Origin of the sequence: Hymenobacter jeollabukensis (assembly GCF_005771675.1) — a bacterium.
Classification (GTDB): domain Bacteria; phylum Bacteroidota; class Bacteroidia; order Cytophagales; family Hymenobacteraceae; genus Solirubrum; species Solirubrum jeollabukense.
The window spans coordinates 147,051-159,589 of record NZ_VAJM01000003.1 but is presented as its reverse complement, the minus strand read 5'-3'; the positions used below and the strand labels follow the sequence as shown (position 1 = coordinate 159,589).

At 64.8% G+C, this 12,539-nt stretch carries 15 protein-coding genes; 7 read left to right on the top strand and 8 right to left on the bottom strand.

What is annotated here, in order from left to right; translation table 11 throughout:
• Positions 1-55: 55 nt before the first annotated feature.
• The 4 genes from FDY95_RS08105 to FDY95_RS08090 are packed head-to-tail and all read left to right on the top strand — an operon-like array spanning position 56 to position 2,912.
• Entirely contained in the window at positions 56-601 is a 546-nt protein-coding gene (locus tag FDY95_RS08105; protein ID WP_138076503.1) for a hypothetical protein, read from the top strand.
• A gap of 49 nt (positions 602-650) precedes the next feature.
• Positions 651-1,877 carry a DUF2157 domain-containing protein gene (locus FDY95_RS08100; protein WP_138076500.1) on the top strand — a complete coding sequence of 409 codons (1,227 nt, stop codon included), beginning with the start codon at positions 651-653 and terminating at the stop codon, positions 1,875-1,877.
• Entirely contained in the window at positions 1,877-2,431 is a 555-nt protein-coding gene (locus FDY95_RS08095) for a GDYXXLXY domain-containing protein (protein ID WP_138076497.1), read from the top strand. Before FDY95_RS08100 ends, FDY95_RS08095 begins: the two co-directional genes overlap by 1 nt.
• 34 nt (positions 2,432-2,465) lie before the next feature.
• Positions 2,466-2,912, top strand: a complete 447-nt coding sequence (locus FDY95_RS08090) for a hypothetical protein (RefSeq protein WP_138076494.1) — start codon at positions 2,466-2,468, stop codon at positions 2,910-2,912.
• Positions 2,913-2,969: 57 nt separating this feature from the next.
• Here FDY95_RS08090 and FDY95_RS08085 read toward each other — a convergent pair whose 3' ends face one another.
• The 3 genes from FDY95_RS08085 to bshC are packed head-to-tail and all read right to left on the bottom strand — an operon-like array spanning position 2,970 to position 5,697.
• A complete protein-coding gene (locus tag FDY95_RS08085; protein WP_138076492.1) occupies positions 2,970-3,467 on the bottom strand; it encodes an ExbD/TolR family protein in 498 nt (165 codons plus the stop codon).
• Between the two features lie 56 nt (positions 3,468-3,523).
• Entirely contained in the window at positions 3,524-4,111 is a 588-nt protein-coding gene (locus tag FDY95_RS08080; protein WP_138076490.1) for a 5-formyltetrahydrofolate cyclo-ligase, read from the bottom strand.
• Positions 4,112-4,116: 5 nt separating this feature from the next.
• Positions 4,117-5,697 carry a bacillithiol biosynthesis cysteine-adding enzyme BshC gene (gene bshC, locus FDY95_RS08075; protein ID WP_138076488.1) on the bottom strand — a complete coding sequence of 527 codons (1,581 nt, stop codon included), beginning with the start codon at positions 5,695-5,697 and terminating at the stop codon, positions 4,117-4,119.
• Between the two features lie 161 nt (positions 5,698-5,858).
• Here bshC and FDY95_RS08070 point away from each other — a divergent pair, with 161 nt between their 5' ends.
• The gene (locus tag FDY95_RS08070) at positions 5,859-6,065 is read left to right on the top strand and encodes a hypothetical protein (protein WP_138076487.1); all 207 of its coding nucleotides are present in this window, start codon (positions 5,859-5,861) and stop codon (positions 6,063-6,065) included.
• A gap of 203 nt (positions 6,066-6,268) precedes the next feature.
• The gene (locus tag FDY95_RS08065; protein WP_171025588.1) at positions 6,269-7,450 is read left to right on the top strand and encodes an acyltransferase family protein; all 1,182 of its coding nucleotides are present in this window, start codon (positions 6,269-6,271) and stop codon (positions 7,448-7,450) included.
• A 6-nt stretch (positions 7,451-7,456) separates the two neighbouring features.
• Here the strand turns inward: FDY95_RS08065 and rimO are convergent, their stop codons facing one another.
• Both rimO and FDY95_RS08055 read right to left on the bottom strand, forming a co-directional pair.
• A complete protein-coding gene (rimO, locus tag FDY95_RS08060) occupies positions 7,457-8,770 on the bottom strand; it encodes a 30S ribosomal protein S12 methylthiotransferase RimO (protein WP_138076483.1) in 1,314 nt (437 codons plus the stop codon).
• Positions 8,771-8,936: 166 nt separating this feature from the next.
• Positions 8,937-9,470: a GNAT family N-acetyltransferase gene (locus tag FDY95_RS08055; RefSeq protein WP_138076481.1), complete on the bottom strand. Its 534-nt coding sequence runs from the start codon at positions 9,468-9,470 to the stop codon at positions 8,937-8,939.
• Between the two features lie 98 nt (positions 9,471-9,568).
• Here FDY95_RS08055 and FDY95_RS08050 point away from each other — a divergent pair, with 98 nt between their 5' ends.
• The gene (locus FDY95_RS08050) at positions 9,569-10,147 is read left to right on the top strand and encodes a Crp/Fnr family transcriptional regulator (RefSeq protein WP_171025587.1); all 579 of its coding nucleotides are present in this window, start codon (positions 9,569-9,571) and stop codon (positions 10,145-10,147) included.
• A 1-nt stretch (position 10,148) separates the two neighbouring features.
• Here the strand turns inward: FDY95_RS08050 and FDY95_RS08045 are convergent, their stop codons facing one another.
• From FDY95_RS08045 to FDY95_RS08035, 3 genes are all read right to left on the bottom strand, one after another.
• The gene (locus tag FDY95_RS08045) at positions 10,149-10,475 is read right to left on the bottom strand and encodes a DMT family transporter (protein WP_138076477.1); all 327 of its coding nucleotides are present in this window, start codon (positions 10,473-10,475) and stop codon (positions 10,149-10,151) included.
• A gap of 152 nt (positions 10,476-10,627) precedes the next feature.
• Positions 10,628-11,944, bottom strand: a complete 1,317-nt coding sequence (locus tag FDY95_RS08040) for an acyltransferase family protein (RefSeq protein ID WP_138076475.1) — start codon at positions 11,942-11,944, stop codon at positions 10,628-10,630.
• A gap of 137 nt (positions 11,945-12,081) precedes the next feature.
• Complete coding sequence (locus FDY95_RS08035; RefSeq protein ID WP_138076473.1) at positions 12,082-12,531, bottom strand: hypothetical protein; 450 nt, start codon at positions 12,529-12,531, stop codon at positions 12,082-12,084.
• Between the last annotated feature and the right edge of the window lie 8 nt (positions 12,532-12,539).

The following is a 12,539-nucleotide window of genomic DNA, read 5'->3' as shown; positions in this document are numbered from 1 at the left end:
CTGACGGCCGGTGCCGGGCACTTTTGCAGCCCGGCACCGGCCGCTTTCGTTTGCCATGAAACTCAACCGTCGCCTCAACCAGCTCACCGAGGCCGAATACCGGCACCTGCTGGCCAATTATCGGCGCTACACCGATTTCAACTCGCTGGGCCTGTTCCGCAGCCTGCTCGAAAACGACAAGCTGGAACCGACGCAGCGCCAGCGCCTGCGGGACGCGGCCATCGAGGCATTCCCGAAGTTCTACGAGTTCCTGCAGCTGAAGGACCCGCACACGTATTTCCGCCTCCGCACCCTGGGCCAGGAGCTGACCGTGGCCGACGAACGGACGTTCTGGGAGCAAATCAGCCAGGCCCAGCAGCGCCTGCTGGCCGATAAGCGTCTCCGGCACCGCAACTTCGGCATGTACTCCAAGCACAGTTGCGGCTACGATACCTGCCCGCTCAACGGCCTGATGATTCGCCCGGGCTCACCCATCATGGAAGATGCGGTGTGCTTTTCCACCGACCGGCGCAGCCCCTGGCTCGACCACAACCGGCGCTCCGACCAGCGTCGCCGGGCACGAAAAGCGTGGGCTAACGGCCGCGGGCACGTCGAAGAATAGCAATCCTCCCGGTCTGTTTGCGCGGTTCCGCGTAAGTTGAAGCCGCATTATGAGTCAACACTTCCTCGATACCGAAGGGCCCGGCTGGGTGGAGCGCGGCATCATCAGCCCCGAGCAGCTGCAGCAGCTGCGGGCGCTGTACCCCGAGCAGCCCCGCGCCATTGGGCTGCTGCCCATTCTGGGCTCGGTGCTGGTGGGCCTGAGCGCGCTGAGCGTGGTGGCGGCCAACTGGCAGGGCCTGCCCGAAATTCTGCGGCTGGGCTTGCTCATCGGCGCGCTGGTGGGCGCCTACGCCGGCAGCGAGTATTTCCTGGCGCGCGGGCACCGCGGGCTGGGCGTGGGCCTGGCCAGCCTGGGGCTGCTGCTGTTCGGGGCCAGCATTGTGCTCACCAGCCAGCTTTACCAGCTCGTCGGCTACGACGTGACTGGACTGCTGGCCTGGGTGGTGGCCGGCGTGGCCCTGACTTACGTGTACCAGAGCCGCACGCTGCTCCTGCTTACCGTGTTCATCGGGGCCATGGCCCAGGGCTACAGCGTGGGCAGCCTGAGCACCTACAGCTACGCCACCGCCCTGCTGACGGCCGGCGGGCTGGGCTACTACTGGTGGCGCCGCCCCGACGGCTTCTGCGGGGCCGTGCTGGCCACCGGGCTCTTGTGGCAGTCGGCCCTGCTGATTGAGCATCTGCACGTCAAAATCACCTGGTTTTTTGTGCCAGCCATGCTGGTCTACGCCGTGGGCGACTGGCAGCCGGACCGGCCGGCGGCCCGCTCTTGGCAGGCTCCGCCGCTGGCGGCCGCGTTTCTGTTCATGCTCGGGCTGGCCATGTTCGGCGAGGCGGGCAGCTACACCGACCGGCTGCGGCCGCAGCTGGTGGGCTTCCTGGGGGCCTTGCTGCTGGTGCTGCTGATTTCGGTGGCGGGCAAGCGGGCCCGGGGCCGCCTCGGCAGCACCGCCGACTGGCTGCTGCTGCTGCCCGGCTACTACTTTCCCGGCGGGCTGCCGCTGGCCGTGGCCGCGCTGGTAGTGCTCTACGCCTACTCCGGCTCGGTGCTCTACCGCGGCTTCCGCGAGCAGGCGCCCGAGCGCGTCAACCTCGGCACCGTGCTTTTCGTGCTCACCACGATGGTGGCGTACTTCAAGCTGACCTGGGACTTCCTGAACAAGTCGTTGTTTTTCCTGCTCGGCGGGCTCTTGCTGCTCGGCCTGAGCTGGTACCTGCGCCGCCAGGCCCGCACCCTGCCGACCACCGACCAACCGCCCACGCCCCAGCCCTGATGCTCACGTCCCCGCTTTTTTCGTCCGCGCCCGAGCAGCGGCGCCGCCGGGTGCAGCTGGTGGTGGCCGCGCAGGTGCTGTTCGTGCTGCTGGTGGCCGTGGCGGGCTACGCCGTCAGCCACTACGGGCGCACCGTGGCCCTGCGCACCTCCCCCATCGACCCGCGCGACCTGCTCCGCGGCGACTACGTGAGCCTGAACTACGACATCAGCCAGGTGCCGCGGCGCCTGTGGCGCGGCGAGGACGAGCCCCGGCGGCGCCGGCCGGTGTACGTGCAGCTACAGCCCACCGCCGCCGGTTACTACACCGCCGTGGCCGTATACCCCGCCGCCCCCGCCACCCTGCCCGCCGACCACGTGGTGCTGCGCGGTTGGGTCGGCAACGTGTGGCGGCAGGGCCTGCAGCTGCGCTACGGCCTGGAGCGCTACTACGTGCCCGAAAACACCGGCCTGGGCCTGCAGCGCCAGCCCCTGCTGGTGCGCGTGAGCATCGCGCCCTGGGGTCAGTCGCGCATCACGGGCATCGAAAAGCTGCCCGCAGTCGGCCCTAAGTAAGATGCCGCCGCGCCTATTTCGTTTGTCGCTACTTATGGCCGGCTGGGTGGCCGGCACGCTGCTGCTTTACGGATTACTGAATGGCTTCCACCGCCAGTCAACCCTCGATATCCAACTGCACAATACGTATTTCGTGCTGGCGCCGCCGCACGCTCTGCTGGCCATTGCCCTGTTGCTGGCCCCGGTAGCGGGTGGCTGTTACGCGCTGTTGCGGCGGCGCACTTCGCGGGCGGTAGCAGTAGCGTCGGGCGTGTTGGCGCTGCTGCTGATTTACCTGCTCGGTGACGCCAGTAACGCTGTGGCAGCAGCTGCCAACTACAGCTTCTGGTTAAACCAGAGCGGGGCTATGGTAGCTCCGACTGCTACGACGGCTGATGGCAGCGTGGTGCGCCTGTTGGCGGTGCTCCGAGTGCTGCAGGTACTTTTCGGAATCGTTGCCTTGCTGGCTGGCATTGCGCTGGGCCGCCGGTACACACGTTAAACGACGGCGCCCGACCCCGAACGACTCGGAGCCGGGCGCCGTCGGGCGGCCCTGTTGCTAGCGGCTTAGCAAAGCCAGATCGGCCGGAGCAGTGTCGACCACAGCATACTTGTGTTGGCCGGTGATGGTCATTTCGTCGAGGGCGTCGACCATGTCGCGGTAGGTGGCCTCGGGCGTGGTTTTGATGAGCACCAGCAGGTTCGGGTTGCTACGGCGCTGCTCCAGCAGCACCCGGCGCAGGCCGTCGGCTGCAAAGTTGGTGGTGCGCAGCTTCGGCTGGTCGGCAGCGTCGTTCAGGCCGAGGAAGTAATGCACCTGGCCATTTTTATCGAGCAGCAAGGTCAGGGCGTTGCGGGCGGGCACGCCCGTTTCGGGGCCTTTGGTGGGCATGGTCAGCTGCATCACGTTGGGCTTGCTGAACGTGGTGGTGAGCATGAAGAAGGTCAGCAGCAGGAAGGCCAGGTCCACCATCGGCGTCATGTCGAGGCGAAACGCGCGCTTTTTGGCGCGGGGCTTGGTGCTGCGGGGCTGGGCGGCGGCTTGGATTTCGGCCATGACGGATAGCGGGTTGGAGGTGAATAACTACCCGCTGAACGGCCCCGTCGTCCCGCTTATTGCCCGCCCGCCGTCGGCCCGAAGTGCCACACCCGCTCGGGCGTCACGCAGGCGTGCAGGGGCACGTCGCCGGGCCACGCGTCCTCGATGCGTGGCCCCGGCGGCTCCAGGCTCAGCCCGATGCGCCGGGCCTGCGGGCAATCCAGCAGAAATCGGTCGTAGAATCCTTTGCCGTAGCCCACGCGCTGGCCCTGCTCGTCGAAGGCCAGCAGCGGCAGCAGCACCGCGTCGAGTTCGGCGGGCTTGATCTGTGGTGCCCCGAGCGGCTCCGGAATGCCCCAGGCGCTTTCGACCAGCGGCGTATCGGGCGTCAGCAGGCGTTGCGTGAGGGTGCCGTCGGCCTCCACCAGCGGCACCACCACCCGTGTACCGGGCTGCTCGGCCCACAACCGTCGGATGATGGGCCAGGTATCCAGCTCCTGCCGCCGCTGCAGGGGCAGAAACACGTGTACCGTGCGCCAAGCTGCCACGTCGAAGCCACTGAACAGTTGCGCGGCCACTTGGGCGCTGCGGGCCGCCAGCTCTTCGGCCGGCAGGGCGCGGCGGCGGGCCAGCATCAGGCGGCGCAGCTCGGCTTTCAGCATAGGCGCTATTCCTCCTCGATGACGGTGAACTGCAGCGCCAGCGGGTCGAAGGCGTCGATGAGCTGCCCGATGAAGCCGGGGTTGTTGGTGAGGATGCTGAGCACGTTGTCGTGGCGCTCCTGCAGGCCGCCGGCGGGGAAGAGCTTTTCCTTGAGCCCGCTGAGCTGGTTGTAGGCCGTTTCGTGCTTGGTTTCGGCGGCCTTGCTCAGGCGCTTTTCCAGCCCGGCCACGATGCCCGTCACCTTCTGCTGCTCGGCGGCTACGGTTTTCACCAGCGTCGGGTCCACGCGCTGGGCCAGGGCCGACACGGCGGCAAAGGCCTCGGCCAGCTGCCGTTGCTGCTCGGCCAGGCTCACGTCCTCCTGCCCCACGGCGGCAGCCACCTGCTTTTTCAGCTCGGGCAGCGGGCGGAACAAGTCGTCGGTCGTCAGGCCCAGCTTGCGCAGCTTGCCCAGGTGGGTGCGGCCCACGTACAGGGCCGAATTGCGCAGCAGCACCAGCGGCATGGGCACCTGATAGTGGTCGAACACGCCCTTGAGCTGCAGCCAGTAGTTTACTTCGGCCCCGCCGCCCACGTAGCAGAGGTTGGGCAGCAGCAGCTCCTGGTAGAGCGGGCGCAGCACCACGTTGGGGCTGAAATGCTCGGGGTGCTCCTCGGCGTGGCGCACGGCCTCGTCCACCGGCCAGCGGATATCGGTATTGCGCACCACCACCTGGCCGTCTTCCAGCTCCAGCCGCTCGCGCTGCCCGCCGTCGGTCAGGTAAAAGAGGTTGAGCGGGCGCGAGTACACCTGCGGCTTGTAACCGGCCGCTTCCAGGGCCTGGTCGGCGGCCTGCACGGCCTGGTAAGCCGGCTGGCGGCGCAGCTCCTCGGCCAGCACCGGGGCCAGCACCGGTTTCAGGTCGGCGTCGTCGGGCTCGATGCTTACCAGGCCAAACTCGCCGAACAGGGTGTGCACGAGGCGGCGCATGGCCTCGGCCAGGCTGCCGCTCTGCTCGTAGGCCTCGCGGAAGGCGGCGGGCACTTCGGCGGGCAGCTGGCTGAGCACCTGCTCGGCCAGCCCGTCGAGCTTCAGCCGGCCCACGGGGCCGCCGGTGCCTTCGGTCTGCCACTCCAGCTTCCGGCCGAACAGGTGCAGGTGATTGATTTCGGCGAAGTCGTGGTCTTCCGAGGCCAGCCAATACACCGGCACGAAGTCGTGCTGCGGGTACTCCTGCTTGAGCTGCCGGCAGAGCTTGATGACGGTGGCAATCTTGTAGATGAAGTACAGCGGCCCGGTCAGCACGTTGAGCTGGTGGCCGGTGGTGACGGTGAAGGTCGTGTCCTGGGCCAGCAGGGCCAGGTTCTGCCGCACGGCCGGATGCACTTCGGGCAGGGTTTCGTATTGGCGCTGCAGGGCGGCCGTCAGGCGGGCGCGGGTGGCGGCGGGATACTGGGCCTGTTTTTCCTGGATCTGCTCCCGAAAGGCCGCCAGCGTGGGGAAGCGGTGGTAAAACGGCTGAAGCCGGGGCTCCTGATTAAGGTAATCGGTGAGGAAGGAGCTGAACGCGCCGGTAGCGGCGTAGGGCAGACAGTGCACGGGCATGGGGGTCGGGGGGGAACGGTGCGGGCTGCAACGTTCGCAAAAAAACCGCACCCCGCCCCGAATGTTCAGACGTAACCTTATTTCGCCGCTTGCGTCTTTTTTGCACCGTGGCAATTCTGTATATTGCTTAACCACCCTTCACCGCTTGCCTCCACCCACTTATGCACCTTATCACGCTTCCCTGGGTCTGGTTGACCCTGCTCGGGCTATTGCCCTGGCTGTTCACCATCTGGCACATCCGCAGCGGTGAATTTCCCGGCCGCTGGGAGCGGCGGCGCTGGTTCAACACCGTAACCTACCTGCCCATCATCGGCATGTGGCAGTACTGGACCAGCGGCGTGCACCGCCGCAACCTCTCGCACCACTAAGCTCAGCCGCTCCGTGTAGCCGCGCAGGGCGCCGCCTTCCGATTCTTGCTTTTGCCACCGCTACCACCCTCCAGGGTGCGTGGCGGTGGCTTTTTTTGGCCGCTGCGGCTAACGCGTTAAACATATATGATTTTATATTCTTATACCGATATTTTACTATTTATCATCAAATAATGACTATATTAATTACTCACAGACCTGCTATGAAAACCCGCGCAACGTATTTCCCAAATCTGGACGGCTTGCGTACCGTGGCCTGCCTGGGCGTGTTTTTGTTCCACACGCTGTACCTCTACGCCTACCTCTGGACGCCCCACGACGCCCCCGTATTTCGCTACGGGCTGAGGCTGTTGAGCGTGGGCGCGCAGGGCGTGAGCCTGTTTTTCGTGCTGTCGGGCTTCCTCATCACCTACCTGCTGCTGCAGGAAGAAGCCGAGCAGGGCCAGGTCAGCATCCGGGGCTTTTACCTGCGGCGCGTGCTGCGCATCTGGCCGCTGTACTTCGCCTGCATGGCCTTTGGCTTCGTGGTGGTGCCCTGGTACATGCACCTGACCGGGCAGCCCTGGCACGAAACGGCCGACCCGGGCATGTACGCCCTGTTCCTGGCCAACCTCGACGCATTTCGCCACGCCAATGCGGTTCCGGCCACTTTCAACCTGGCCGTGCTCTGGTCGGTTTCCGTCGAAGAGCAGTTTTACCTGGTGTGGCCCGTGCTGCTGATGGTGCTGTTTCGCTGGTGGCGGCCGGGCGCCTTTCTGCTGATTATTGGCGTTTCGCTCTGGTTTCGCTACACCCACGCTACCGACGATGCCCGGCTCTTCGCGCACACGCTCTCGGTGGCCGGCGACCTGGCCGTGGGCGGGCTGGCGGGCTGGGCCAGCTTCCGCTACGCGGGTTTCCGGGCCTGGCTGGGGCGCTGGCCGCGCTGGGCCGTGCCCGCGGTCTACGTCGCGTTGTTCGCGCTGATGGCCGGACAGCACGCCCTTGGTTCGCACCCGCTGAACGTGGCGGTGGAACGGCTGGTGCGTTCGGCGTTTTTCGCCTTCATCGTGCTGGAGCAGAATTACGCTGCGCACTCCCCGTTCAAGCTCGGGCGCAGCCGCTGGCTCACGTACTGGGGCACGTTCACCTACGGCTTCTACTGCCTGCACCCCATCGTCATCATGGTTGTCAGCGAGGCCATCACGCGGCTGCACCTGCCCACGCAGCTGCCCACCGTCATCGGACTGGCGCTGGTAAGCCTGCCGCTGAGCGCGGGCCTGGCCTGGCTGAGCTACCAGTACCTGGAGCGGCCCTTCCTGAAACTAAAAACCCGGCGCCTCGCGGCGCCGGGGGTATCTAGCTCCCAAACCCAGGAAGTGCGGGAAGCCGTCGTCAACGGCTGATAACCGCTACTTCACCACTTCGCCGTACAGGTCGAAGTCGGAGGCTTCGGTAATCTTCACCTGGGCGAAGTCGCCGAGGCGCACGTACTGCTCGGTGGCGGGCACCAGCACCTCGTTGTCGACTTCGGGCGAGTCGTACTGGGTGCGGCCCACCCAGTAGCCGCTTTCCTTGCGGTCGAAGAGCACCTTGTAGGTGTTGCCCACTTTCTGCTCGTTCAGGTCCATCGAAATGCCCTGCTGCAGCTCCATGATGGCGTCGGCGCGCTCCTGCTTTACTTCGGCGGGCACGTTATCTTCCAAGGAGAAGGCATGGGTGTTTTCCTCGTGCGAGTAGGTGAAGATGCCCAGGCGCTCAAATTTGGTCTTCTCCACGAAGTCGTACAGCTCCTGGAAGTCCTGCTCGGTTTCGCCGGGGTGGCCGGCAATGAGGGTGGTGCGCAGGGCAATGTCGGGCATGCGCTGCCGGATCTGGTCGACCAGCTCCACCGTGCGGCGCTTCGTGATGCCGCGGCGCATGGTCTTGAGCATGTTGTCCGAAATGTGCTGCAGGGGCATGTCGAGGTACTTGCACACGTTTTCGCGCTCCTGCATCACGTCCAGCACTTCCATCGGGAACTGCGAGGGGTAGGCGTACTGCAGGCGGATCCAGTCGATGCCGTTCACGTCGGAGATGCGGCGCACCAGCTCGGCCAGCTTCCGCTCGCCGTATTTTTCCAGGCCGTAGTAGGTCAGGTCCTGGGCAATCAAGATCAGCTCCTTGGTGCCCAGGCGGGCCAGCTTGGTGGCCTCGGTGACGAGGTCGTCCATCGTCTTATCGACGTGCTTGCCGCGCATCAGCGGGATGGCGCAGAACGAACAGGGACGGTTGCAGCCCTCGGCAATCTTGAAGTAGGCGTAGTGCTTGGGCGTGGTCAGCAGACGCTCGCCCACCAGCTCGTGCTTGTAGTCGGCGTTCAGGGTCTTGAGCAGCTGGGGCAGCTCCAGGGTGCCGAAATAGGCGTCGACCTGCGGAATTTCCACCTCCAGCTGGTCCTTGTAGCGCTGCGAGAGGCAGCCCGTCACGTACACCTTATCCACCTTGCCGGCTTCCTTGGCGTCGGCGTACTGCAGGATAGTGTCGATGCTTTCCTGCTTGGCGTTGTCGATGAAGCCGCAGGTGTTGATGATGACGATGCCCGACTCGTTCTTGGTCGATTCGTGGGTTACGTCGTAGCCGTTGCCGCGCAGCTGGCCCATCAGCACTTCCGAGTCCACCAGGTTCTTGGAGCAGCCCAGGGTGATGACGTTGACCTTGTTGGCCCGATTGCCTTTTACTTTCATCTGCTGAGGGCGCGAAGGTTCACTTCGCGTATCGTTTTGGGGCGCTGCGCCGGCTCGGGAAGCACCTAGTTCTGAACAAATTGCCGCGTTTTCGCCGCCGGCGAAAATCGGAGGGCAAAGGTACGAACCCGGCAACGCCTTTTCCTAGCCGGAACGTTCCTTTGGTTTAAGGACGCGCGCCGGGCACGGGCCGCTTCATCAGGATGTCGGTCTGCGCGTCGTCGCCCACGGTAAACACGTGCTGGCCGAATTCCACGAAACCGTTTTTCTGGTAGAAGCGAATGGCCCGCGGGTTTTCTTCCCACACGCCCAGCCACACGTACTCGGCCCGGGCCTGCGCGGCCAGCGTCAAGGCCTGCTCGTACAGGGCCTGCCCCACCTGCTGCCCCTGGTTGGCCCGCAGCACGTAAATCCGCTCGATTTCCAACGCGGGGGCCGCCTGCGCTTCCGTTTGCGCCGGCCCGGTATTGACTTTCAGGTAGCCGACGACCGTGCCCGCCAGCTCCGCGAAGTAAAAGGCCGAGTCGGGGTTTTGCAGCTCGACCATCAGCTTATCGAGGGCAAAGCCTTCGGTCAGGTAGTTCTGCATGTTCTGCTCGGAGTTGCTGGCCGCAAAGGTTTCCGCAAACGTCTGCCGGCCAATGCGCTGCAATTCGGCTACGTCCTGTACGGTAGCTACGCGGATGATGAGCTGGTTCATGTGCTTGTTTGGTTGAATGAAATGAGGGCGTGGGTTGGCTGAATTGCCCGCGCTGCTGCGGACCTTCGGCGGGCCGTTGGGCGTTTATGCTGCCGCGTATGACTTTGTCTGAAATTCTGCAATCCACCTATCCGCTGCCGGAAGCTTCGCTGGCTAAACTGCTGGCTTTGGCCGAGTACGTGGAGCTGCCCAAGGGGGCCCTGCTCTTCCGCGACGACCAGCTGGCCCGCCACATCTACGTGCTGCAGCGCGGCCTCGCCCGGATTTTTGCCCGGCGCGAAGAGCGGGAGGTCACCTTCTGGTTTTCCGCCGAAGGCGCGGTGCTCGTCTCGATTCGCGGCTACACCGAGCAGGCGCTGAGCTACGAAACCATCGAGCTGCTGGAGGACAGTGCCCTGTTCCGGCTCGACATGCCCGCGCTGCAGGAGCTGTACCAGACCGATGTGCACGTGGCCAACTGGGGCCGGGTGCTGGTGGAGCGCGTGTGGCTGCAAACCGAGCAGCAGCTCCTGGCCCGGCAGTTCCGGACCGCCACCGAGCGGTACACCGACCTGCTGCGGCAGAACCCGCAGCTGCTGCAGCGCGTGGCCCTGGGCCACATTGCCTCGTATCTGGGCATCACGCAGGTCACGCTGAGCCGGGTGCGCGCCCAGCTAAAACAGCCGCCATCCGCCTAGCCTAGGCCGATACCGCCTTCAGCCCCAGCACCGAGCCGATCAGCGTGGCAAGAAAAAACAGGCGCGGGCCGGTCAACGGGTCCCCGAAGGCGAGGACGCCCAACCCGGCGGTGCCGACGGCGCCGATGCCCGTCCAGACGGCGTAGGCGGTGCCCAGCGGGATATGCGCCAAACTCAGGTTGAGCAGATAAAAGCTCAACGCCGCGCAACCCGCGAAGGCCGCGTACCACCCCACCGACTCGGAGCCAGTGGCCAGCCGGGCCTTGCCCAGACAGAACGCAAACGCGACTTCGGCCAACCCGGCCAGTACCAGAAATACCCAATGCATGGCAAACAGGAAACGTGTGCGGCAAAGGTCCGGCCCCGCGCCCGCGTTTCTTTTTACCAATGTTAAAAACGAATCGGGCGAGCATACGGCTTACGTCGAGCCGCCAGAACCCGGGCTTAGCCGTGCTCCCCAGCCGGCTTAGCGCCCCAGGCCTACAGCCCTCTTCCCCCCGTCAGCACGCCGTACGCGGCCGGGGCCGCACGGCGCAGCAACGCCCCCAGCAGCACCGCCAGGGCCACCACCACCAGCGGCAGCAGCAGAAAGGTGAGCAGCAGCTGCTGCGGCCAGCGGCCCAGCACGGCTTCGGTGGCGTAGTTGACCAGCGGCACGTGCAGGGCGTAAATTATGAACGAGAAGCCCGTCAGCCACACAAACCAGCGCCGGCGCATGGCCGCCCGCACCACCGCGTTCGAGCCGAACCACATGACCAGCACGCCCAGCAGTTCGGCGGCTTTGTGCAGCAGCAGCATTGGAATAAAGGGAGGCTGCTCGAAGTAGAAGGCCAGCCAGGTTTTAAGGGTCAGCAGGGCCAGCCACAGCGCGGCAAACAGCCCCAGGTGAAACCAGCGCGGCTGCAGCAGCACCTCCGCCCCGCGGCGGCGCAGCCACACACCCAGGCCGAAAAACAGTAGGCCCGAGCCTTCCATCAGCGGCCCCAACGCCGGCTCGACCACCCACAGCAGCCGGGTGGTGGCCGCCAGGTAAATAAGCCCGCCGCTCACGATGACCAAGCCCCCCAGCCACTGCCAACGGGCCGCGCGGTGGCCCGTGGTGCGCAGCCACAGCCAGGCCCCTACCCCCAGCAGCATCAGCCCGGTGCGGGGCAGGCTGGACTCGGACAGCCAAAACAGGCCGGCCACGGTAAAGTAAAAGCCGGGCAGCCGGTCGATGGCCGCACGTAACCACGGGTAGGCCAGGTTCATCACCAGCAGGCTGCGCAGAAACCACAGCTGAAACGGCACCGGCAGCAGCAGCCAGCGCAGCAGCAGCTGCCCCGGCGAGTAGCCGCTGACGAAGGGATTCTCGGGCCCGAAAATGCTCAGCGAAGCACTCAGCACTAATTGCCGGGTGTACGGGTGCTGCTCCAGGGCCCAGGTGAAGGCCAGCCCTAACAAACTCCAGAGCAGGTAGGGAAGCAGCAAGGTGCGCAGCCGCCGCTTCGCCCGCTCCCGGTGCGGCGTGCCCGCGTCGTGGTGGGCGAAGAGGTAGCCCGAAATGGCGAACAGAATGGGGATGCGGAAGCGCAGCAGCCCGTTGGCCAGGAAGTACTGCAGGAACGTGCCCACCGCCAGCGGCTCGTCCACCGGCGTGAAGGGCTGCAGGTAGCGGCTGTGCAGGTTGTAGGCGTGCACGTATACCAGCAGCAGCATGGCTACCAAGGACCAGAACCGCAGCTTCTGGCTCAGAAACGGATCAAGACGGGCGGGCTGCACCAGGGCCGGGGCGGGCGCTTTGTAAATAATCTGCATGCGTAAGCAGATGCGCCTTCACCTGCATTGGTTGTCTTTGCAAAGCAAGGATGGTAGGCTTCCATGGTTAATCCACATGTACCATGTATGCCTGCTTGACCACAGGATACATCTGGAAAAACATCCAAGCTGCGTATTTATTGCCAGAGGAAGTCAAAACGACCGTTCTCCATGCGAAACGTGCTTTGCCCCCGCAATGCAAAGGTCCCGCTCATACGTTTGCTGATGGCATCATAGGCAATTCCACCTACGGCATTGGGCGGGTCAACTTGCACCGTTTGGCCGAGCACCGTCGCGTCGATACGATACAGCTGCAACCCGGTCCAGTTTGCTCCCGGCGCAGTTTGTTGATAATACACGGTAATGGCCGTTTGCCCGTCGGCATTGGCGCCGCGGATTACCATGGACTGCAATCCACCGCTAGACGCGCCTGATTTAACTGGCGTCCAGGTTATAATGCGACCATCCAGAGTAACCTGCATTTCGTCCTGTGGCGGGGCAGGCTGTTTCGGTAACACGTATTTAGGTGCCTCACAGCTTATCAACAAGGCGCAGCATGCCAATACAAGAGTCTTGTAGATACCCATAGGATTAC

What these genes read in the sequence shown, in the direction of transcription:
- FDY95_RS08105 (WP_138076503.1), top strand. Translation starts at nt 56, where the DNA reads ATGAAACTCAACCGTCGCCTCAACCAGCTCACCGAGGCCGAATACCGG.
- FDY95_RS08100 (WP_138076500.1), top strand. Translation starts at nt 651, where the DNA reads ATGAGTCAACACTTCCTCGATACCGAAGGGCCCGGCTGGGTGGAGCGC.
- FDY95_RS08095 (WP_138076497.1), top strand. Translation starts at nt 1,877, where the DNA reads ATGCTCACGTCCCCGCTTTTTTCGTCCGCGCCCGAGCAGCGGCGCCGC.
- FDY95_RS08090 (WP_138076494.1), top strand. Translation starts at nt 2,466, where the DNA reads ATGGCCGGCTGGGTGGCCGGCACGCTGCTGCTTTACGGATTACTGAAT.
- FDY95_RS08085 (WP_138076492.1), bottom strand. Translation starts at nt 3,467, where the DNA reads ATGGCCGAAATCCAAGCCGCCGCCCAGCCCCGCAGCACCAAGCCCCGC.
- FDY95_RS08080 (WP_138076490.1), bottom strand. Translation starts at nt 4,111, where the DNA reads ATGCTGAAAGCCGAGCTGCGCCGCCTGATGCTGGCCCGCCGCCGCGCC.
- bshC (WP_138076488.1), bottom strand. Translation starts at nt 5,697, where the DNA reads ATGCCCGTGCACTGTCTGCCCTACGCCGCTACCGGCGCGTTCAGCTCC.
- FDY95_RS08070 (WP_138076487.1), top strand. Translation starts at nt 5,859, where the DNA reads ATGCACCTTATCACGCTTCCCTGGGTCTGGTTGACCCTGCTCGGGCTA.
- FDY95_RS08065 (WP_171025588.1), top strand. Translation starts at nt 6,269, where the DNA reads ATGAAAACCCGCGCAACGTATTTCCCAAATCTGGACGGCTTGCGTACC.
- rimO (WP_138076483.1), bottom strand. Translation starts at nt 8,770, where the DNA reads ATGAAAGTAAAAGGCAATCGGGCCAACAAGGTCAACGTCATCACCCTG.
- FDY95_RS08055 (WP_138076481.1), bottom strand. Translation starts at nt 9,470, where the DNA reads ATGAACCAGCTCATCATCCGCGTAGCTACCGTACAGGACGTAGCCGAA.
- FDY95_RS08050 (WP_171025587.1), top strand. Translation starts at nt 9,569, where the DNA reads ATGACTTTGTCTGAAATTCTGCAATCCACCTATCCGCTGCCGGAAGCT.
- FDY95_RS08045 (WP_138076477.1), bottom strand. Translation starts at nt 10,475, where the DNA reads ATGCATTGGGTATTTCTGGTACTGGCCGGGTTGGCCGAAGTCGCGTTT.
- FDY95_RS08040 (WP_138076475.1), bottom strand. Translation starts at nt 11,944, where the DNA reads ATGCAGATTATTTACAAAGCGCCCGCCCCGGCCCTGGTGCAGCCCGCC.
- FDY95_RS08035 (WP_138076473.1), bottom strand. Translation starts at nt 12,531, where the DNA reads ATGGGTATCTACAAGACTCTTGTATTGGCATGCTGCGCCTTGTTGATA.